The 19,198-nt window shown below is 33.3% G+C and carries 24 protein-coding genes and 2 pseudogenes; 8 read left to right on the top strand and 18 right to left on the bottom strand.

From position 1 onward, the window contains the following. The 4 genes from tssJ to TH67_RS09385 form a co-directional block, all read right to left on the bottom strand. Entirely contained in the window at positions 1-468 is a 468-nt protein-coding gene (gene tssJ / locus TH67_RS09405) for a type VI secretion system lipoprotein TssJ (protein WP_081370940.1), read from the bottom strand. A 236-nt stretch (positions 469-704) separates the two neighbouring features. Continuing rightward, the gene (locus TH67_RS09400) at positions 705-977 is read right to left on the bottom strand and encodes a hypothetical protein (protein WP_072595330.1); all 273 of its coding nucleotides are present in this window, start codon (positions 975-977) and stop codon (positions 705-707) included. Beyond that, positions 974-1,672: a hypothetical protein gene (locus TH67_RS09395; RefSeq protein ID WP_072595329.1), complete on the bottom strand. Its 699-nt coding sequence runs from the start codon at positions 1,670-1,672 to the stop codon at positions 974-976. Before TH67_RS09395 ends, TH67_RS09400 begins: the two co-directional genes overlap by 4 nt. A 695-nt stretch (positions 1,673-2,367) precedes the next feature. Next, a complete protein-coding gene (locus TH67_RS09385; protein ID WP_072595328.1) occupies positions 2,368-2,610 on the bottom strand; it encodes a hypothetical protein in 243 nt (80 codons plus the stop codon). A 743-nt stretch (positions 2,611-3,353) separates the two neighbouring features. Here TH67_RS09385 and TH67_RS09380 point away from each other — a divergent pair. The 5 genes from TH67_RS09380 to TH67_RS09360 all read left to right on the top strand — a co-directional run bounded on the left by TH67_RS09380 (position 3,354) and on the right by TH67_RS09360 (position 8,074). Beyond that, the gene (locus tag TH67_RS09380) at positions 3,354-5,153 is read left to right on the top strand and encodes a site-specific integrase (protein WP_072595327.1); all 1,800 of its coding nucleotides are present in this window, start codon (positions 3,354-3,356) and stop codon (positions 5,151-5,153) included. A gap of 54 nt (positions 5,154-5,207) precedes the next feature. After that, positions 5,208-5,459 carry a type II toxin-antitoxin system prevent-host-death family antitoxin gene (locus tag TH67_RS09375; RefSeq protein WP_072595326.1) on the top strand — a complete coding sequence of 84 codons (252 nt, stop codon included), beginning with the start codon at positions 5,208-5,210 and terminating at the stop codon, positions 5,457-5,459. Beyond that, positions 5,449-5,736: a type II toxin-antitoxin system RelE family toxin gene (locus TH67_RS09370; protein ID WP_072595325.1), complete on the top strand. Its 288-nt coding sequence runs from the start codon at positions 5,449-5,451 to the stop codon at positions 5,734-5,736. Before TH67_RS09375 ends, TH67_RS09370 begins: the two co-directional genes overlap by 11 nt. A gap of 365 nt (positions 5,737-6,101) precedes the next feature. Continuing rightward, entirely contained in the window at positions 6,102-6,431 is a 330-nt protein-coding gene (locus TH67_RS09365) for a plasmid mobilization protein (RefSeq protein WP_072595324.1), read from the top strand. A 47-nt stretch (positions 6,432-6,478) separates the two neighbouring features. Then, positions 6,479-8,074, top strand: a complete 1,596-nt coding sequence (locus TH67_RS09360) for a relaxase/mobilization nuclease domain-containing protein (RefSeq protein WP_072595323.1) — start codon at positions 6,479-6,481, stop codon at positions 8,072-8,074. A gap of 670 nt (positions 8,075-8,744) precedes the next feature. On the opposite strand, the gene TH67_RS09355 is transcribed toward TH67_RS09360, so the two are convergent. From TH67_RS09355 to TH67_RS09325, 8 genes and pseudogenes are all read right to left on the bottom strand, one after another. Further along, positions 8,745-8,918: a transposon-encoded TnpW family protein gene (locus tag TH67_RS09355; RefSeq protein ID WP_009295461.1), complete on the bottom strand. Its 174-nt coding sequence runs from the start codon at positions 8,916-8,918 to the stop codon at positions 8,745-8,747. A gap of 61 nt (positions 8,919-8,979) precedes the next feature. After that, a complete protein-coding gene (locus tag TH67_RS10925) occupies positions 8,980-9,276 on the bottom strand; it encodes an ATP-binding protein (RefSeq protein ID WP_107698022.1) in 297 nt (98 codons plus the stop codon). After that, positions 9,277-9,636 (bottom strand): ATP-binding protein, encoded by a 360-nt coding sequence (locus tag TH67_RS10920; RefSeq protein ID WP_009295463.1) that lies wholly within the window; start codon positions 9,634-9,636, stop codon positions 9,277-9,279. Next, positions 9,590-9,814, bottom strand: a complete 225-nt coding sequence (locus TH67_RS10915) for a hypothetical protein (protein ID WP_009295464.1) — start codon at positions 9,812-9,814, stop codon at positions 9,590-9,592. The genes TH67_RS10920 and TH67_RS10915 overlap by 47 nt, the downstream gene beginning before the upstream one ends. 201 nt (positions 9,815-10,015) lie before the next feature. Continuing rightward, positions 10,016-10,360 (bottom strand): hypothetical protein, encoded by a 345-nt coding sequence (locus tag TH67_RS10475; protein ID WP_219334526.1) that lies wholly within the window; start codon positions 10,358-10,360, stop codon positions 10,016-10,018. 769 nt (positions 10,361-11,129) lie between these two features. Further along, a pseudogene (locus TH67_RS09340) lies at positions 11,130-11,318 on the bottom strand (DUF3847 domain-containing protein); the annotation flags it as partial. 501 nt (positions 11,319-11,819) lie between these two features. Further along, a complete protein-coding gene (locus TH67_RS09330) occupies positions 11,820-12,173 on the bottom strand; it encodes a cupin domain-containing protein (protein WP_009295467.1) in 354 nt (117 codons plus the stop codon). 77 nt (positions 12,174-12,250) lie between these two features. Then, entirely contained in the window at positions 12,251-13,168 is a 918-nt protein-coding gene (locus TH67_RS09325; protein ID WP_009295468.1) for a type II restriction endonuclease, read from the bottom strand. Positions 13,169-13,296: 128 nt separating this feature from the next. On the opposite strand from TH67_RS09325, the gene dcm reads away from it, so the two are divergent. Beyond that, entirely contained in the window at positions 13,297-14,478 is a 1,182-nt protein-coding gene (gene dcm, locus TH67_RS09320) for a DNA (cytosine-5-)-methyltransferase (RefSeq protein WP_009295469.1), read from the top strand. Positions 14,479-14,480: 2 nt separating this feature from the next. Here dcm and TH67_RS10910 read toward each other — a convergent pair whose 3' ends face one another. The 4 genes from TH67_RS10910 to TH67_RS10895 are packed head-to-tail and all read right to left on the bottom strand — an operon-like array spanning position 14,481 to position 16,324. Further along, positions 14,481-14,795: a hypothetical protein gene (locus TH67_RS10910; protein ID WP_009295470.1), complete on the bottom strand. Its 315-nt coding sequence runs from the start codon at positions 14,793-14,795 to the stop codon at positions 14,481-14,483. Further along, a complete protein-coding gene (locus TH67_RS10905) occupies positions 14,737-15,132 on the bottom strand; it encodes a DUF4368 domain-containing protein (protein WP_009295471.1) in 396 nt (131 codons plus the stop codon). The genes TH67_RS10910 and TH67_RS10905 overlap by 59 nt, the downstream gene beginning before the upstream one ends. Before the next feature lie 6 nt (positions 15,133-15,138). Next, positions 15,139-15,339 carry a recombinase zinc beta ribbon domain-containing protein gene (locus TH67_RS10900; protein WP_429807978.1) on the bottom strand — a complete coding sequence of 67 codons (201 nt, stop codon included), beginning with the start codon at positions 15,337-15,339 and terminating at the stop codon, positions 15,139-15,141. 1 nt (position 15,340) lies between these two features. Continuing rightward, complete coding sequence (locus tag TH67_RS10895) at positions 15,341-16,324, bottom strand: recombinase family protein (RefSeq protein ID WP_021086466.1); 984 nt, start codon at positions 16,322-16,324, stop codon at positions 15,341-15,343. A gap of 74 nt (positions 16,325-16,398) precedes the next feature. Between TH67_RS10895 and TH67_RS09305 the strand changes: the two genes are divergently transcribed. Together TH67_RS09305 and TH67_RS10725 are read left to right on the top strand one after the other, a co-directional pair. After that, positions 16,399-17,394 carry a Cj0814 family flagellar-dependent secreted protein gene (locus TH67_RS09305; RefSeq protein WP_374057356.1) on the top strand — a complete coding sequence of 332 codons (996 nt, stop codon included), beginning with the start codon at positions 16,399-16,401 and terminating at the stop codon, positions 17,392-17,394. Between the two features lie 163 nt (positions 17,395-17,557). Continuing rightward, complete coding sequence (locus TH67_RS10725) at positions 17,558-18,190, top strand: hypothetical protein (protein WP_257638075.1); 633 nt, start codon at positions 17,558-17,560, stop codon at positions 18,188-18,190. Positions 18,191-18,251: 61 nt separating this feature from the next. Here TH67_RS10725 and TH67_RS09295 read toward each other — a convergent pair whose 3' ends face one another. Together TH67_RS09295 and TH67_RS10890 are read right to left on the bottom strand one after the other, a co-directional pair. Further along, positions 18,252-19,040: a cell surface protein gene (locus TH67_RS09295; protein ID WP_072595322.1), complete on the bottom strand. Its 789-nt coding sequence runs from the start codon at positions 19,038-19,040 to the stop codon at positions 18,252-18,254. Between the two features lie 13 nt (positions 19,041-19,053). Continuing rightward, positions 19,054-19,198: pseudogene (locus tag TH67_RS10890) on the bottom strand (Cj0814 family flagellar-dependent secreted protein); the annotation flags it as partial.

The raw sequence follows: 19,198 nt of genomic DNA, 5'->3' as shown, positions 1-19,198 counted from the left end.
TTATTTGCTTACTTGTATTTTAGAGCTACTAGCGTCTAAAACATTTACGCCATTTTTTGTTATTTCAAAAACTATATTTTTTTCTTTTATCTCTTTTGTAGCCTTATAAGCCTTGATATTTGTCTTGCTCTGATCAGCATAAAGTACCAAAATGCCAACATACGGAACCTCGTCAGGATATACATTTGTAAAAGCATATCTATTTGTATTTGGCTGAATTTGTGTTTTTATAGAGTCAATCTTATCATAGCCTAGTATTTCACCATTTCTCTCGGCTAGATCGATAATGCTAGCTTCTTTAAATTTAGCCACATCTCTTAATTTATAAGCTATGATAGTTATAGGAACATTATCGCCATGATAGTTCAAATTTGAATTTGGCATATTGCTTATAATAAGATCTTTTGCACACCCTGTAAGAAATAGCATAAATACTAAAAAAGATAGAAATCTAAATATTTTTTTCATGAGTTCCTTTACCTGATTTTAATAATATTATTTTTGCGTAATTATATCTAAAAATTTAGATGATGCTCATTTTAAAATTAATGTTCTTAAACAAAACTTTTATATCAGTTCTCATTCTTTTCTATCGTCTTTATTATCTTTACTATTCATACTATCGGCTACTGCCTGTACTATTCCGGTAAATATACTTGCCCCAGCTTCAGCCGTAGTCTTATTCTACTCGCCCACTTTTATGTTTACCCTCTTGTGGCGTTGTAACCAATCCACATTATAAATACAAATATAGCCTGTATCAAAGAAACGCCGCCTATCGTGACGTCCATTTCTTTCAAATTCTTTTTCGAAAAGTCACTCTTTTTTATGCCGTTTTTTATCATAAAATATACATTTGTAAGTATGATTAATGAGACTACAGCATCAACATAATATTCTCCGAAAAGAAGTTTTAGGATTACTATAAAGCCAATACATAATATGCTACCAAAAAATATAATTAGAAATTTTTTCATTTTTTGTTATCTTTTTTGTCTTTATCGTTTTTACTTTTTATGTTATCGGCCACTACCTGACCTGTTCCTGTCACAACTGATACTATACTTTCAGCCGCAGTCTGTAAATCTCCATTGCCTACTTTTATGTTTTTACCGCCTGTTCCCGCAAGACTGCCGAACAGTCCATAAAATCCACCAGCAAAACCTTTTCCGACCACTCTCTCTGCATCTACATCTTTTGATCTGTCTTTAAGCTGAGAATATAGCTCGGTAGATGAGTTAACAAAAGCGCCTCTGACTATTGCCGAGAATAAACCGCTAGCAGCTCCGCCATATGCACCGCCTAATGCATTTATTACTACTTCTGTATGGTCAATATTTTTAAAACTATAGCCGTTATTTATATACTGCGATCCAATATCTATACCTCCGCCTATGGTGGCGCCTGCTACTATACCCGGGGTTTTTGAGCTATCATAAAATTTAATATCTTTTGTTGCATCTTTTATTAAAGTACTAGGACTGCTTTGCGAAGCAGAGAGCTTTGGTTTAGAAGCTGTCACTAAATAACCTTTATCGTTAGTAATTTTATAAACCTCTACCGGTTTATTATTTTTACCTAATTGTTGATATATCACTTTATTTCCCGTTATATCCATACTATGAGCTACATACTCTTTGCCGTTATGTCTTAATATACCGTCGCTACCCAACTTTCCTCCTTTTGGAGTATTGGCTAATAGTTTTTCGTTTATTCTTTCAGTCATTCCTATTTTAAAGATATTTTAAAATTTCTATTTATCACTGTTGCTTTGTTTATTTTTTTAATTTTACATTTGTAAAATTTAACGAATTCTTATTTTTTTCAAATTTAACTTTTTGCTTCTTATGTTTTTTAGGGTTTCTATTCTTGATTTATCTGGTATAAATTTTTTTGGTCCTAAAGCCCAAAAATCACGCCAATAGTAGAAATCTACGAAAAGATACAAAAATAAACTAAATATCCATTTGATTTGTAAATTGTGAATTTAACGAGAAAGTAAAAAACAATAACAATAGGAATAAAAAATGATATACCTATTTTTAAAATTTTTATATTTTTAGATTTATTATAGATTATATAACAATGGCGAATAAACTTAAAACAAAAATATAGTACAAGCAAACCCAAAAAATATAAGATAATCCAAGCAACTAATGGGTGATGATTGGCTAAATATACGATTAAATCTATGATTTTATATTGAAATTATTGCTAGAAAGCATTAAAAAAATCATTCATTACCACTACCGCCGATAGTATTGTCTTTTATCGTAATTGCGAAGTTCATAATTTACTCCTTGAAAAATTGTATGTCTAAAAATATTTCCACCATTTTCTATCATATTATTTAATAATTTATCTTCCCTATTTATTGATTTTGTATTTAAAAAATCTCTCCATTGTTTTGATATTGCCCCAATTGAATGCTTTACTTCTCGCAAAATTTGAGAAATTTGACGCGTATTTGGTATCATCGTCTCTATTCTTATTTATATCCCTATGATCTTGTATATCCATCGATCTTTGGTTTTCATGAGTTATGGTTTTTACTAGATCTTTCATATCGGTTATGTTTTTGAAATTTATATAGCTAGATCCGGTTTGCAAACTCGTATAACCTTTTATTTCTTCGTTATTATATCCTTTTTCATTTTTTGTACGTAAGGCTGTGCGGTATAGTCTTTCTCAAAGCTTTCTTGAAAGCCTTTAAGAAAATTCTTTACAAAGGCTCTACTATGAAGCTCTTCATCTTTACTGTTAAGCTTACTGAAGCTTAATGGCAGTAGCTGGATGTTCCTTAGGGTATTTTAAAGGCGACCTAAAATAAAAGCTAGAAGCAAGAATTTAAAACAAATTTATTTTTATGGTATTAAAAGGGTGATGGCTTTATAATCGTTGGAATTTTTAAGAGACTGTCCCACTTTAGTAACTAAGTGTCCCGCTCTTAAAGGAAATTTTCAAGAAAGGGAAAGAACAAAAGCATCACTGCTAGTGCCTAAAATAGTGTGTTCTGGTGTCACGGGGGAGACTTGAACTCCCGACCTCCGGCTTATGAGGATTTTTTATGTGAGCTCACAAAAGCCTGAAATACGCACTTTAGACGATTTTTTACTTAGTCATTACATAAAACTGTTCCATTTTTGACCGGTTGACTATTAAATATGGGACAACACTTAAGGGAGCGAAACGGTATATATTACTACCGAGCGACACTTGCTCCAAGCATCAGAAAATTTTTTAACGAAAAGCGAGAAATTTGCTTCTCCACATCCACTAATCTCTTGGAAAAAGCCAGAAAAAGGGCTAAAATTCTAGATAATAATCTTTACCTGATAAAAAGGGCGGTTCACATGAATCTTAGTGATAGTATAATCCAATCTTTTGTAAATTCGTTTATGAAAGTAAAGCTTAGCAAGAGTATCAAAGAGCACTCTCTTCTTAACAAGAAGATGGATGTAGAATTTCTAAATGCGCTCAATGACTACTTTAAACAAAGTTTGATAGATGGCGATCTACCTCAAATTTTAATTAAGGATATAAGCAATATCACTAACACTGCTGGCGCTCTTGGTAGCAAGGATAAAGAGAACATAGGGCAAACTCTTTTAGAGAAAAACATACTAACACTTAACTATCTTGTATCAAAGCTTGAGAAGAGCAGTGTGCTCTTTGATGACAAGCGTGAGCACTTTTTCCTTGAAGATGGCTCTAATGATACTAAAGCCACGCCTAGTTCGTTTGATGCTAAGGATATAGATTCTTTTCAAGAAAATATAAAAGAGCTTGAAGATAGTGGTTGTTTGCCCATTACTGATGGGCAGCTTAAGGCTATGGCTCAGAGGATTAGCGAGACGGTTTATGCCATACTAGATCAAAAGTATGGCTCAACTTCAAATTTAAAGCTAGTAAGAACAAAGAATGACCATAGAAGCATGGAAGATATTATATTGGATCCAAATCCACCAAAAAATATCAAGATAAAATTAGATGACGATAGTAGCTTTAGTATTTTTAATCCTAGCGCCAAAATAACCAAAGAGTATGAGATCAGGCAAGTACTGCAAGCAACATCTGGCTCTAGCAATCAATTCTCAGCTTTAAATTTAGAAGATCAAAAGAGCTTAAAGGATGCATTCGAGATATTTGAGACAAACACTAAAAGAGCTGACAAGTGGTCGCCAGATACGCAAAGATTAGTTACTGGCGTAAAAAAGCTCTTATTTTTATACTTTAACGAAGATACGCCAGTTTATAGGATCACGAGAGATAACTTGCTTGAATTTAGAGATCTTCTTTATAAAATTCCAACTAAGCTAGCTCAAAAGAGTAGGTATAAAGATAAAAGTTTATCTCAGATACTTAAGCTAGGAGAAAAGGACGATAAACTCTCTGAGCCTACTATCCAAAAATATATGATAAGGGTTATTCAGTTTTTTAACTACTGCTTTGATAGTGGTTATATAGGTAAAAGCATAACTGCAAAAATGAACGTCAAGATAGACATAGACCCTAGCGAAAGGGCAGTGCTTCCATACGAAGTATCAGAAGCTAGGAAGATCTTTGAGATAGTAACTAGTATCAAACAAAGTGGTAAATCTCCAAGCTCAAGGATAGAGGCTAATGAGCTCTACTACGTCACAATGATAGCTGCTTATAGTGGCATGAGGATAAAAGAGATCACACAACTTCATAAAGAAGATATAGTCTTAAAAGATGGAATTTACTGCTTTAACATAAACACAAATGATGGTAAAACTACCAAGACCAAAAACAGCATTAGGTTTGTGCCTATCCATAGTAAGCTCATAGATCTAGGCCTGCTAGAATATGTTAATAGCAAGAAAAGCGGAAATATATTTAAGGTAAGCAATAAGGACTTCTCTGAAATTTTTAGAAGCCAGATCCAAAGAAAGTTTATAGACAAAGACTCTAAAAAGACATTCTACTCTTTTAGGCACTACTTTATAGACTATCTAGTGCAGCGCGAGGTAGAAGCAAATCTTATAGCTCAGATAGTAGGGCATGAGAAGCAGTATAAAATTTTGCTAAACACTTATGCCAAGCCTATTAACGCTAACACGCTAAAGGCTAAAGTAGAGATGGTATCGTATGAAAATGAATATGGGCAAATTTCAAAGCATGAGTTTTAAGACTATCTTTATATCTTATTTAGTATTATTTTAGGTATTAAATAAAGGATAAAAATGCAAACCATACAAGCAAATTTCACAGCTAGCATAAGCGAGCTAAAAAAGTCTCCAGCTCAAATTTTAAAACAAGCTGGAGATAATGTCGTAGCTATACTAAACCACAATGTCCCTAGTGCATATCTAGTACCCAGCTCTGTCTATGAAAAAATGGCAGAGATAATAGAAGAGTATCATCTAAGTAAAGCAGTAGACGCTGCTCTAGTAAGTGGTGAAAAGCCAGTAAAAGTAAGCTTAGATGAGATATGAGTTAGAGTTCTTACCAAGTGCTTTAAAAGAGTGGCAAAAGCTTGATAACAGTATAAAAGTGCAGTTTAAAAAGAAGCTAAGTGAGCGTCTAGAAAACCCAAAGGTTGCTAAAGATAAGCTACGAGGCTATGAAGATGTTTATAAGATCAAGCTAAGAGATGCCGGCTACCGCTTGGCGTATCAAGTAAAAGATGACGAGATCATAGTATTGGTGCTAGTTGTTGGCAAAAGAGAGAACAACGAAGTGTATGAGATGCTAAAGGATAAATTTAACTAAGCATAAAGCTAGACTTTAGTCTTCTGTGATTTGCTAGTAACTAATTTTATGTTATTAGCTTGTCCTATCTAAAGTGCTATTTTATGATGAGCATAACCCCATACATTTTTATTATTTTATTTTCTTAATTTCATACCAGACTAAATTTCTAAGAGAAAATCCAGAAGCTACAAAAATTATATTATATATTTCATAGTATTTTTAAAAAACACGCATTTTAGCGGCCTGAAGCCTACCGAATTCCTTGTTTTAGGTTGTGAAATTTTATAAAATAACCTTAAAAGATATTTAAAGAGCAAGTCTGCCAAAAATTTTATGACATAGGATTTTTGAGTGGCTTCTTCTTGGATTAGGAGTAAATTTACGTGAGTTCTGAAAAGATAAAAAAACGCAAGGTAACCAAAGTCATAACTAAAAGACTTAGGCTAAGTAATGCAGAATGGTTGGTAATTAATGATAAATTACAAGAAAGTGGCCTAACTTTCTCAAAATTTGCCCTAAGAGCTATGTTGTCTAAGCAGATTTATGCACCAATTATGAGAGAGCTTTTAGCTGAACTATCTAGACATGGACAAAACATGAACCAAATAGCTGCCAAATTAAATAGTGGGCAAAGCCTAGATAGAGTTGGTATTGAGATCATAGCGGACGATAATGATGTCTTACATAAAGTGTATGAAGCATTGGGTAAATAATATGTTGCTTGATTTACTTTGCATCAATACAAATAAAGGCACTAGTGATGCTAGTTAAATTTCTTCGTACTTATACTGGTGGTGGCCTTGGGAGCATAAATTATCTTTTAAATGAGAGAAAAGCTGCTGGAACAGCAAGAGTTATAAAAGGTGATGAAAATTTAACTAGAGCTATTATAAAAGGCATCACCTATAAACAAAAGACCTGTTTTGGTGTTTTATCATTTGAAGAGAAGTATGACTTTTTGACTGAAGAGCAAAAACTAAAAATCATTAAGGATTTTGAACGTGCTCTTTTGGGTGAATATATGCTTGAACGTACAAATGTATTATGGGTAGAGCATTCTGATAAGGATGGACGGCTTGAGTTAAATTTCCTTATCCCTAAGATAGATCTTGAAACAGACAGGTCATTTAATCCTTATTTTGCTAAATATGATCAAACTAGAATAGATCTAATTAAAAAGATCATTAACGATGAGTATGGACTATCAAGTCCAGATGATCCAGCAAAAGAGCAAACTATATTGTCTAGCAAGAAAAACATCAATCATTATAAAAATTTGGAAGAGCTCGACCAAAAGCTGCACGATCTGGTTAAGCAAGGCTATATTAAAAATAGAGACCACATGATTGAACTTCTTAAACAAAATGGTATCGAAATAACCAGGATCAACAAAAAAGGCATAACGATCATACTGCCTACTAAAAAAACAAAAAATCGTCTAAAAGGAGGAATATACGATGCAGACTTCACCAGTGCTCAAAGACTTGGAGAACTCAGCCAAAGCTCAAGCAGAAGAATTAGAGAATTCCATGATAGAAATACACAAGCAGAGTGCAGAGAAAATAGGCGAAAACTTGAGGAGCTTATTGTTAAAAGAGATAGATTTAATCAAGAAAGATATGTCGAAAGAACTTCAAAAAACAATATCCTTGCATCACAAGGACAGATCGGTGATAATCTCGCTATCAGTTGCTACCGCACTAATTTTGGGAATAGCAATTGGCTGGGTAGTGCACGCAATGATATTAAAGGAAGAAGTAGCTTGGACGATACCAAAACAATGGAGATACAGCCAACCTACTGCAGACAAGACCCAGAGGGAATATTACATATCAATTCCAAAAGACGAAGAGATAACAGAGAACGAGCGCAGGAAATTTATATTAATGAAAATGGAGTAGAGGATGACAGCATTAGAGAAAGCATTGCTAGAAGAGAACGAGCGCTTGACCAAGATGATCGAAGACGAAAGGAACAGACACGAATTAGAAATAATGAATTTGCAACAAGACTGCGAGAAGGAGCTTGTGATATTACGGACAAATGTGACAGCGCTAACAAAGAAAGTCAAGAGCTTGAACAAAGATTGCAACGACGCCTTAACGGAATCTTTGCAGCAACAAAGAGATATGTACGAGAGTTCAATATCTTGCTTGGAAGAAAAATTAAAAAATTCAGAAGAAAAATTCCAAAATTTGAGAGAAGCATACGAGAGCTTACAGATAGAGCACAAGATGCTACAAGAATATGTAGAGAATTTATAGAGGAGCGTGAATACTCCAAAAAAACCAGCATACATCACCATGTAAGTGATGTATGCAAGGAAAAAACTCAAAGCCTAGAAGATATGTTTTAAATTTAGCGACTATATTAAGTTTATTAGACAAACCATCTCATTTATTACTTCCAAAAAACCTTATTTGTTACGTTGCCATTTTAAAAATCTACTAAAATATATTTTGCAGACCACAAAAAATAATTTAGTCTAATTATTTTTGTTCTTATGGCTACCTTTAATAAACTTAAGCTTTTATTAAAAAAGCCTATCTTGCATGGCTACTTTAATAAAGAAAATATTTTTTAAGCGTGGGTCAAGGGAGCGGCAAGCTCTCCTTGCGAGCCTCTATGGAGCAACAAATGGTAACATTTTGTAGCTACATAGAGTATGCTCGCCCTAATATCTGAATTGAATTTTGGCGCATACTGGAATTAAATCAGTCCCACCAAAGAATGACTTAGTAAAAGTAAATTTTTGTAATTTTTGTGATTGGCATATTTGTCACTTGTTTATTTTGACTGATAAATTTGGATAGTCAATTATTTTATGGTTACTTTAATTAAAACTTAAAAAGCAAGAAGCTAGGAGGCAAACCACGAATGATATTAGCATCTTAAGCACCAATATAAATTCATACACTAAGCAACAGCACAAACAAGGCAGGTCTGCAAATTTTAGTGATATTTTTAACCAAAAGACCAAAGAAAAGATTAGCGAGCCAAACCTGTAACAACTTGTCAAGGACTTTCTAATCATTTTTATCATTTTTTTGATGTTTTTCACTCTCAATTTCTCTAAGCATTATGCGTTTCAATTTGTCTTGCATTGTTTCAGTAGTATTTTTATTAAAATGTACAACAACTTCATAGGTAGTTTTTCCAATCTTCTTTATTGTTTTTGTTTCTGTATTATTTTTTTGCATATCATCATTCCTTTTCTTGCAATTAAAAAGCGATTAGAATTTTTTACTTTTCCAATCGCTCTCATTCATCTATTAAGTTTTGTGCTTTCTTCAGCTTTTCTTTGCTCTGTATTTTTCTTCTATCAAGTCCCGTTATCCTAAGAGGTAAACACATCTCGATTATCCTTGAATAAATCCTGCCAAGCATTATATCTTCCTGTTCTTTTTCTATATCTTTGAAATTAAGGTTAGTAGTTATAATGGTTGGTCTTGCCTTTAGGTATCTTGCATTGATTACATTGTAAATTTGCTCTAAGGCATATTCTGTATTTCTCTCTATTCCAAAATCATCAAGAATTAGTAGGGTAGGGCTTGTTATCTATTCGATATATTCGTTTCTATCAAGATTAAAGCCGCCTTTTTGTAAGTCGTTTAATATCTGTGCAAAGTTCCTCATTTTTACTGTATGGCTATATTCTGTAATTATAGCGTTGGCAATAGCACAAGCTACATAGGTCTTGCCACTTCCTACATTTCCGTAAAGTAACAGTCCAACATTATCTTTTCTCATTTCTTCAAAATGTTTTACATAGTTCTTTGCTTTTTTGATGATTTCCTTATCTGTATCTTCATCGGCATTTTTAAAGGTGTAGGCTATTTGATTTTTGGATATAAAGCAGCTTTGTCTCAACCTATCTTGTTTTAACAGTTTTTTCTTGTTCAGCTCTATCTCTATCACATTTACAAGCCGTTCTGATAATCATAGGCTTATCCAACATCGGAATTACCTTACCGTCTATTCTTTCATTACAAATCTTGCAATAGATATGTCCGTCTTCTTCATAGTGAGTATCTTTGTTGTAGATAAAATCTGTCCCTTGAATTTTTGTAGTAATCATATTTTCTTTATCATTCATAATTTTAGTCTCCTTTTCTACATCAGGCTCTATAATGCGTTTTTAAGGCTTATTTTTATCTTAACCATAGTCTGACACCTCTTTTATGATTAAACCCTTAAAAACACCTTTTATAGGCTGTCGCTGTCTTCATAGTTGGTTGAATAGGTTCTATGGCTTTTATTTTGATTATTTTTCTGTGATAGCTTTTCTTTATCCTGTTCATACCAATTCATACCAATTAAGGATTGTTACATAGCGGTCTTTGTAGTCTGTGCCTTTACTTTTGATATATCTTAATAGCTTTTCAGTCATTGTATCTGTATGACCTTTCAGACTATCTTTTAGATTTTGGTATTTTTCATCGGTTAAATGAATATTTTGATACTCTCCATAAAGGGACACTGGGGCAACCTGTTCTATTCTCCTCTTATCTAATCTACCCTTAACTATACTATGCGGACAAACGGTTGACACTTGGTTGTCATTTGGTATACCAAGATTTTCAACCTTGATATATGCTCCATTTTCCGTTTGCGTTATACTTTGCTTTTCTTCAAGATACATCGTTTCTTTTCGTCTGTCATTTCTGATGTAGTTATTTATCTTCCAATAGGTAATGACTATAACCCCTCTTTAAAAGACAATTACAAAACCTTTTGTAATTAGAATCTTTAAGTCATCATCATCTGCCCTCATAGATAGATGAAAATACAGGCATTGGCTACTTAATGGCATATCCAAAAATAAGTCGCTATCCACTATCTTTATTGAAAACATCCTTTTATCTGCCATTTTTCTCTCCTATCTTTTGTTATGAAAATGTAGCAACAAATCGTTACTCCTTTTATCTTTTAAGGAAGTCGTGTTTCACTACCCCCTTTGATTAGTACTGTCTTTGATTTAGGTACACTCCCATTTTGGGAATGTGGCATTTGTCATCTTCTTATTTTTCTTTTGTTGTTTTAGATGTCGGTCTTAAAAATACTTTTGCTTTTCTATAAACTGAATGAGCGTTTTGAAACGGTACAATAGAAAAAGCCGACTATACTTTTAACTTTTGTTGTTTCAGTATGTCGGCTTAATGTAAGCTATCTGTTTCAAATTTTTATTGTCAAGGGTGAGCGATAGTGAATGTGCTTTACCCTTGATGATAAAAAAGCGAATGAATTATATTCAGTTGTCTTTTGCCTTTAATACGGAAAAATGCTTCGGCTTTTTTCTTTGCTCCCCGCAAGGGTAAAAGCACCGCAGGTCGCAAGGACACCTAAAGGGTGTATAATTGCGCCCTTAGAAAATCTAAGGGAATTACAATTATACTATGTCCTTGCGTTTCTTAGTCTTTTTGAAATGCTCTTTGCAAAATAGCCTTTATTTCTTCATTACTTTTCTCGCTTGCTCCCTCAATTAAACTTTCTAAGATTGCTCCTCGCTCTATCAATCTATGGTTTCGCTTTTTTCTTTCTTCAAGGCTCGTTTGCTTTCTGATTTTCTTTTCCTGATTTTTAAGCTGAGATAGTTTCTTTTCATATTTTTTTTCTTCTTACTTGCTTTCAATCTTTTCTTTTACTTTTTCTAATTCTGTTTTTATTGTCCATAAATTTCATCTCCTTTCAAGTTTTTTTCATAAGAAAAGACGATAGATGTTTTACTTTCTATCGTCTTGAATCTGTATTATTCAGCTCGACAAACTGAAATTTGACTTACTTCTTGTATTTCTCAACGATTATGCCTGCTACAATACCTACAATAAATCCCGCCGTAGTAACAGCCGAAAACTTAAACTTACCCCAAAGAGAAGGAAGCGCAGAAATCGCAAGTGCATACCAAAACAGATTACTACTGAGCAACCAACCATATAAATAACTATGCTCACCAGTTGAAATATTAGTAAATAGCCAACCAATCAAGTTGCTCTCACCAATATATCACCAGATATACAGCTATGTATCCCAATGTTATATAAACATTTTTCTTTCTCAAGTATAATCACAATCCTTTGTCAAACGGGAATTTTATTTTCCTGTCACTCGTTTATAGGATCATAGTCGGAAGGGACAGGTGCTACTATACTTACAAAGATGATATCCTCATCTCCAGTATTTTTTGCTCCGTGGCAGGAGTCTTTCTTCGATACTATGACATGGCCTTTCTTGAATGGAACCTCTTCATTAGGCTGGGGGTAGAATATTCCCTCTCCCTGAAGGACGATCCATATATCGTCGGAATTGTGGTGATAGTGCTTTTGCAATGTCTGACCGGGTTTGATAACCCAGACCGATCCGCCTGTAGATTCTGTCTGATAAAACGGTGTTCTGACAGCCTTTTCCGGATCCTCTTTTTTTACAAGGTCCATGCAATAGATTCTCTGTTCGCTCATGATTATTTGCTCCTTTGTATTCCATAGTTTAATCGAAAAAATGCGATTTAATGATATACCGACAAATTCTAATTTGTCTACTTCTTTATGTTTTTTAATCGCTCATCATAATATTCTTCTACAAATTTATGATTTTGGTGTTTTTCAATTTGCTTAGTGATAAGCTCTATCATTTGCTCATTTTGTTCTACTGTGTAGTTGAAATTTTTCCAATGAGAAACATTGTCTAAACATATTTCAACCAACTTTTCAAAGGTTAATACCCTTTCATTATCGGAATAATATGTTTCTTTTATATTTTTTGTTGTTGTAACTTGTATATTAGCCTCATATAGAGTGTTCAATACATCAGAGCTAATAGAAGTATCAAGAGTTGCTAAAAACATTTCTCTTGCACCTGTTCTTCCCATTTCTTCAGGTACTTCTTGCCATCTTTCTCTTAATGTGGTTTTTGCACTAATTAAGACAGTATTTCTCTTATTTACAATGTATTCTAAAACACCCGGAGAAACTAAATCTACCAATTTACCAAGACCTTTATTGACAAACTCTTGTTTACCTATATTACCTTGACTGTCAAGTGGAATCCCTGCACCAATCAAAATGAGTTCTATAATACTTTCAAATTCTTTACCTGCTCTACTCCTCCTACTTTGAGTATTTGACAAAGTCAAAGCATATATATGTTCCGGAAATTCTTCCACAAACCAAGTAATTGCCTCTATTGGTGTAAGAGTTTTGATATACTCATCATCAACTAACTCTTTTAGCATTTTTGAAGTAAAGTCTTTTTCTAATGGCTGAAATTCACTCCAACAGCTATTTCTAAGTTTTTCAACAACTTCACTTGCATTACTTAAAAAGAATTCTTTAGGGGCTTTGTCGTATCCTAATGTAATAAAATTATCATAAACTAAGTCATAAGGCTGTTTAAAGCCTTCTTTCCTTTTTTCTTTAACTAAGTTTTTATATTCATCAAGAGAAATATTTGCCATAACTCTTTTCCTTTCTTGAAAAATTTTCTTCTATATGGTACAATAGTGTCAAATAGAGGACAGTTAGTCCTTGAAATAACATATATAAATATAAACTTGAAATAACATATATAAAAAGGATAATATATATGAATATTATACCACAAGTCATAGATAATTCCCCTGCTATTTTAATAAAAAATAAGCGTATCAGATTACAAATGACTCAAAAAGAATTAGCTGATGCTGTTGGTATGTCCAAATTCGGAGATAGGACAATTCGCAGATGGGAAAATGGAGAAAGTCAGCCATCGTCCATTGAGCTGAAACATATTTTATCATTTCCTGAAAAAGTACCTTTCCCCAATAATGAAAATGCCCCCTATAAAATCATTGATTTATTTGCCGGAATTGGTGGTACAAGGCTTGGATTTTACCAAACAGGTAAAACAAATGTCGTATTCAGTAGTGAAATTGATAAATTTGCAGTAAAAACATATAAGGCAAATTTTGGTGAAACTCCTTTTGGAGATATTACAAAAATATCTGAAAAAGATATTCCTAATCATGATATTATTGTCGGTGGTTTTCCTTGTCAAGCATTTAGTCAAGCCGGTAAAAAGCTTGGTTTTGAAGATACTCGTGGAACATTATTTTTTGAAATTGCAAGAATTATTAAAGAGAAACGACCTAAGGCATTTCTTCTTGAAAATGTCAAAAACCTAAAATCTCACGATAAAGGTCGTACCTATAAAACAATAGAAAAAACATTAAAGGATTTAAACTACGATGTTCATTCTATTATACTTAAAGCAAAAGACTTCGGTGTTCCACAAAATAGAGAGCGTATTTACATTGTTGGATTTGATAAGGATAAAATAGATAACTATAAAGATTTTTCTTTTCCAATTCCTCCCTGCCCAGATGTTTCTGTGGGAAATATTTTAGAGCAAAATGTTGATACTAAATACACCATTTCAAATGCACTTTGGCAAGGTCATCAACGACGAAAGAAAGAACATAAAATAAAGGGAAATGGATTTGGTTACACATTGTTCAATGAAAACAGTCCTTATACAAATACATTATCTGCAAGATATTATAAAGACGGGAGTGAAATACTTATTGAGCAAAAAGGAAAAAATCCACGAAAACTAACACCTCGTGAAGCTGCAAGACTTCAAGGCTTCCCCGAAAACTATATCATTCCTGTAAGTGATACTCAAAGTTACAAACAGTTTGGTAATTCTGTTGCCGTTACTGTTATCCATGCAATTGCAAATAACATAATTGATATACTTGATACCTGTACTAAAAAAGAGATTAACTAACTTCAATCTCTTTTTTCTAACTTATTAACTTGTATACCTGCCCTTTTCAGAACCTTTAATTTTTCTTGTTTTCTCTGTTCTCTCCTTGCCTTATACCTTTCCTCATATTCCTGTTGTTTTCCATTTACTTTACGCTTTAAGTAGTTTTGATGAAGTCTATCTTTTCTTTCCTTGATTTTTCTCTCTTCTTCCTCAATTTTTAATCTTTCTTCTTCTTCAGTCAATTCTTCTTTTGGTGGCTCATAGTTACCGATAAAATTAAAATATATCTCTATTTTTTTGCTTTGATGTTTGACTACTTTTTCTATTCCTTTCATGAACAATAATCTTTTCTACAAACTCATTTATCATTGTAGTTGTAAGTTCATCAAAATTTTCATATCGGCTTATTAGAGATATAAACTTTTTCGCCTTATCTGTTTCTTTTTCATATCTTAATATTGCAAACTCTAAGTCTTTAATTTCTTTGCTTAAAGCTATTTGCTCTGTTTCATATTGACTGTTAAGTATCTCATACCTATTACTTGGTATTTTTTCAAGTATCATATCTTCGTAAATACGGCACATCAATCGTTCAAGTTCCTGAAGCCTGTTTTTACTTTCCATTAATCTTATTTTTGTCTTTTCTATCTCTACTTTTTCCTTTTCTTCCATTTCATTTTAAATGGAACGGATAAAGGCTTCGTGATCTTCATCAAGATATTTTTTAATGTCTTTTAAGGTTTCCTGTATAAGGTTTAAGACTGCTTCCGCTTTTATCCTGTGAGTAGATGGACAAAGCGTTCCACAGGGTACTTTCGTGTAAGCACTGCAAGTGTAGTAGGGAATATTTTTGTAATTACTTGTTCTATGAACATACATTTTACTGCCACAATCTGCATAATACATAAGGCCCAGTTAAAGGGTGATATTCTCCCCAACCATCGGGATACCTTTTTACATTTCCTCTTATCCTTTGCACATTATCAAAGGTTTCTTGGTCTATAATTGCCTCGTGGGTATTTTCAAATATCAGCCAGTTTTCTTCAGATACATATTTGCTTTTCTTATCCTTGAAATGCTTTCTTGTTTTGAAGTTTACAGTATGACCTAAATATTCCTGTTTCTTTAAGATACTTACAATTGTAGAACTGCACCAACGATAAGGATGTTCAAACACTTTGCTTTGATGTAGTCCATATCCTAATTTTTGCTGATGGTAAGCAGGTATATCTACTTTTTCACTTTCCAATATCTTTGCTATTCGATACGGACCATTGCCTTGCATGGTCAGATTGAATATTCTCCTTACTATCTCCGCTGCTTTTTCATCTACAATCCACTTATCTTTGTCTTTTTCATCTTTGATATATCCATAAGGTGGAGAGCTTGCCGTATGCTTTCCGCTTTCCCCCTTTGACCTGAATGTAGATTGTATTTTTCTTGAAGTATCTCTTGTATACCATTCATTCATAATATTTCTAAAAGGGGTAAAATCATCTTCTCTATAAAAGCTATCTACATTATCATTGATAGCAATGAGCCTAACTCCCTTTTGTCTTAAGATTTCCATACATTGACCGACTTTAAGATAGTCTCTGCCAAGTCTACTCATATCTTTTACGATTATACAACCTATTATATTACCTTGATTAACTCCGTTCATCATTGCCATAAAGCCCGGTCTATCAAACTGTGTTCCGCTTATTCCATCATTTGTAAAATGTATGATGTTGCTTAAATTATTTTTACCTGCATATTCTTCAAGGATTTTCTTTTGATTTACAATAGAATTGCTTTCTCCTTGAAGTTCATCATCACGACTTAATCTCTCATAGAGTGCTGTTATCTTTTCATAATTCCTCATTTTTACCCCCTTTCTCTTAGTTTCTTAAATAAAAAAGAATTAAGAAGTACATATTTCACTAATATAGTGATTAAGTGTTCTCCTTAATTCTATTACTCCAAGAGCCAGCTAAATTTACTTATACTATTCCCTCTCAAAACAGTCTCGTCTCTTTAAATTTTAATGACCTTCAAGCTTATGGCTACACAGTGGATAAAGCAGGTTTTATGGGAGCTGATTTTAACAAAGCCGCAGGCTTGCCAAAGGACTTTAAAATCCATAAAAGCACACTTGATGAGTTTAGTAGATTTGCCGAGCGCAACCATGTGCTAAACCGCATCAAAAGCAAAGACGAGCAGATAAAGATCTTTGATAACATCGATATGGCTGACACCATAAAGCACTACTACAGACTATTTGATCAAATGACCTCTGCTTTAGGCGATGATAAAAAGAGCTACACCCTTGCAGATATAGGCAAACTACCAAAAGGCTACAGCACAAAAGGCACTCGCTATGATGCCAAAGGACACCTACTAAAAGATCTATCAAACTCTACTATCTCAAACATCTACTCTAGCACTGATGAGCTAAATAGCACTAAATCTCTTAGCAAAGAACTTTCAAGTGCAGGCGTTAGGCTCATAGTAAAAGAGGTTGATTTTACGATGAGCGAAGCAGGCGATGAGTTTAGCTTCAACCCTGATATGTCGGTATATCAAGCAGATGAAGGTTACAGCAAAGAGGCTCTTTTTATGGGATTTTTGCGCAGCTCTAGACCGCTACCAAGTGATAGTGCAAAGACTAAGCTTAGCAGTGCTGCCTTAAATGATATCTCAAGCACTGGAGAGCATAAAGAGTATTTTGTGGATTTTGAAAAGGTGGGCAAGGACAACGAGAGCATAAAAGCGCTCATAAAAGAAAGACTTAAAGAGCTAACGCTTTTGATGTATGCAAGATCAAAGAACATTAGCGCAGAAAGTGTTGCCTCAAACGAATATGAGAAATTTAAGCCAACTAGCGAGGATATAAATTCTCTAGCAAATTCTTGGAGCGAGAGGATAGGCTCTGTTAGCAAGACTTTTGTGTAGAGAGAAGTCATATATAAACTAAATTGTTGAAAGGTCGATTTAGTTATTGATTATACTCTAGCCCATAAAAGCATTAAACCTAAGTAGGTTGAATTCATATTCTTTAGCTGAATGTGTGTTAGTGTATAAAACAGCACTGCTGGATAGGTGGTAATATGCTCTAATGCAAATTAATACCATTAAAACCTATGAAAGAGATGCTGGAATATCTAAACAAAGTGAGACCTTAACAATGCTTAATAATATAACCTATTCGCCAAATCTAAATAACGATTCACTATTTGAAGGAAGTAGAGTTAATTATAAGAAAGTGATGGGCAATAGCACAAACTTTACTGGACCTTTTAAATTCTACAATGATAACAAAAAAACCATTTGGGGCAAAACATCAGATAATGATTTAGAAGGACAAAAGATACGTCAAACTTTAGCAAGATTTGGTTTGTCTTTTAGTAATGAGGGTCGTGAGCTTCTCGAGTCGTCTAATATAAGTGTAGATGAATTTATTGAGAGGTATTCTAAAGTTATAAATAGTAGTATGCCACAAGAGATTGGTGATGATAGACTAATGGATCAAAAAAGCGATCATGAAGAACAAGATAATCAAACTGATACACAAAAACAAGAAACCTTTAAGCCTATGCAAGTAACTAAAAAATTTAAAACTTATGATATGCAAGCTGATGAGAAATTTAAAGCATTTTACAAATTTATAAAAACTGAATTTGATAATGGCGAAAGCATATTTGAAATTTTAGAAAAAGTCGCAAATACAAAAGTGGATAAAACCGCATAAAAGAACTAAATTTAAAGCAATCATTGTTTTCTATAATAAATAAGATGCTATCTTTAACCGATCAAACCATCTTATTTAAAATTTGCTTCTTGTCTATCTTTTGCATAAGCTCTAAGACATCTATGCCTCTTTTTTCTTTGAAATTTAAAAGCTCTCTTGCATAGAGAAATTTTTGATCCTTGTTTATATCATAGGTCTCATACTTCTTCTTAACCTGCATAGGTTTAAATTTCTTCTCAGCCTGCTCTTTGGCTAAATTTGCATTGTATTCTTGTTCTTCTTTGTGTAGTTTAGCCAGAAATTCTTTATGCTCTTTTGTAGTTTTTTCTACATCTTCTCTATAAAGCTTCTTAAACTCTTCTATACTTAGATCTGCTCTAGCAAACAAAGCAGCACCATCATTGCTCATCATAGTGCCTTCCGGAAATGATTTTACAAAAGCTTCTAGTTCTGCTTCCTCTTCTGCTGTACCAAGACCAATCATAAAGCCAATTATTGTTGGCTTGCCATCAACAGAGTTGGTAAGTAGCCAATCCATGTGAGATTGTAATACATTGATCTCAAATTCCTCTAAGGTCTCTGGATATTTTGATAATAAAGCTCGCCTTTCATCAATGGTATAGCTATACTTTTTTGAAAGCATATTGTCTATCTTCTCTATGGTTTCTGTTATCCAGTTTTCACTACTTCTGTCTTCTTTGATGTATTTTTCAACATTATCAATTATTAAATTTTGCATATATGAATCAATTAAAGCCTTTTCTTGCTCCTTTGACATTTTTGCATTTTCTTTTTGGATAGTGTTATCTTGTATCGGTGTATTGCTAAGTCCGTTTATGCTAGTTATCATTTTAAGCTCCCCCTTACGCCTTTATATCAACGTCTCTTTTTATACCAAGCATATCCACTAGATATTTTCCAGCTGGGTTTTCATTTAGCTCTTTTACTAAATTTAAAGGTGGCATGCTAAATTTTAAAAAGCTATCCATAAAGTCTTTGCTCTTTTTG

It is taken from the genome of Campylobacter concisus (assembly GCF_001891085.1).
Taxonomy (GTDB): domain Bacteria; phylum Campylobacterota; class Campylobacteria; order Campylobacterales; family Campylobacteraceae; genus Campylobacter_A; species Campylobacter_A concisus_O.
The sequence above is the reverse complement of the archived record's forward strand: the minus strand, read 5'-3'. Positions and strand labels throughout refer to the sequence as shown.

What these genes read in the sequence shown, in the direction of transcription:
- tssJ (WP_081370940.1), bottom strand. Translation starts at nt 468, where the DNA reads ATGAAAAAAATATTTAGATTTCTATCTTTTTTAGTATTTATGCTATTT.
- TH67_RS09400 (WP_072595330.1), bottom strand. Translation starts at nt 977, where the DNA reads ATGAAAAAATTTCTAATTATATTTTTTGGTAGCATATTATGTATTGGC.
- TH67_RS09380 (WP_072595327.1), top strand. Translation starts at nt 3,354, where the DNA reads ATGAATCTTAGTGATAGTATAATCCAATCTTTTGTAAATTCGTTTATG.
- TH67_RS09375 (WP_072595326.1), top strand. Translation starts at nt 5,208, where the DNA reads ATGCAAACCATACAAGCAAATTTCACAGCTAGCATAAGCGAGCTAAAA.
- TH67_RS09370 (WP_072595325.1), top strand. Translation starts at nt 5,449, where the DNA reads ATGAGATATGAGTTAGAGTTCTTACCAAGTGCTTTAAAAGAGTGGCAA.
- TH67_RS09360 (WP_072595323.1), top strand. Translation starts at nt 6,479, where the DNA reads ATGCTAGTTAAATTTCTTCGTACTTATACTGGTGGTGGCCTTGGGAGC.
- TH67_RS09355 (WP_009295461.1), bottom strand. Translation starts at nt 8,918, where the DNA reads ATGCAAAAAAATAATACAGAAACAAAAACAATAAAGAAGATTGGAAAA.
- TH67_RS10915 (WP_009295464.1), bottom strand. Translation starts at nt 9,814, where the DNA reads ATGAATGATAAAGAAAATATGATTACTACAAAAATTCAAGGGACAGAT.
- TH67_RS10475 (WP_219334526.1), bottom strand. Translation starts at nt 10,360, where the DNA reads ATGTATCTTGAAGAAAAGCAAAGTATAACGCAAACGGAAAATGGAGCA.
- TH67_RS09330 (WP_009295467.1), bottom strand. Translation starts at nt 12,173, where the DNA reads ATGAGCGAACAGAGAATCTATTGCATGGACCTTGTAAAAAAAGAGGAT.
- TH67_RS09325 (WP_009295468.1), bottom strand. Translation starts at nt 13,168, where the DNA reads ATGGCAAATATTTCTCTTGATGAATATAAAAACTTAGTTAAAGAAAAA.
- dcm (WP_009295469.1), top strand. Translation starts at nt 13,297, where the DNA reads ATGAATATTATACCACAAGTCATAGATAATTCCCCTGCTATTTTAATA.
- TH67_RS10910 (WP_009295470.1), bottom strand. Translation starts at nt 14,795, where the DNA reads ATGAAAGGAATAGAAAAAGTAGTCAAACATCAAAGCAAAAAAATAGAG.
- TH67_RS10905 (WP_009295471.1), bottom strand. Translation starts at nt 15,132, where the DNA reads ATGGAAGAAAAGGAAAAAGTAGAGATAGAAAAGACAAAAATAAGATTA.
- TH67_RS10900 (WP_429807978.1), bottom strand. Translation starts at nt 15,339, where the DNA reads ATGTATGTTCATAGAACAAGTAATTACAAAAATATTCCCTACTACACT.
- TH67_RS10895 (WP_021086466.1), bottom strand. Translation starts at nt 16,324, where the DNA reads ATGAGGAATTATGAAAAGATAACAGCACTCTATGAGAGATTAAGTCGT.
- TH67_RS10725 (WP_257638075.1), top strand. Translation starts at nt 17,558, where the DNA reads ATGCAAATTAATACCATTAAAACCTATGAAAGAGATGCTGGAATATCT.
- TH67_RS09295 (WP_072595322.1), bottom strand. Translation starts at nt 19,040, where the DNA reads ATGATAACTAGCATAAACGGACTTAGCAATACACCGATACAAGATAAC.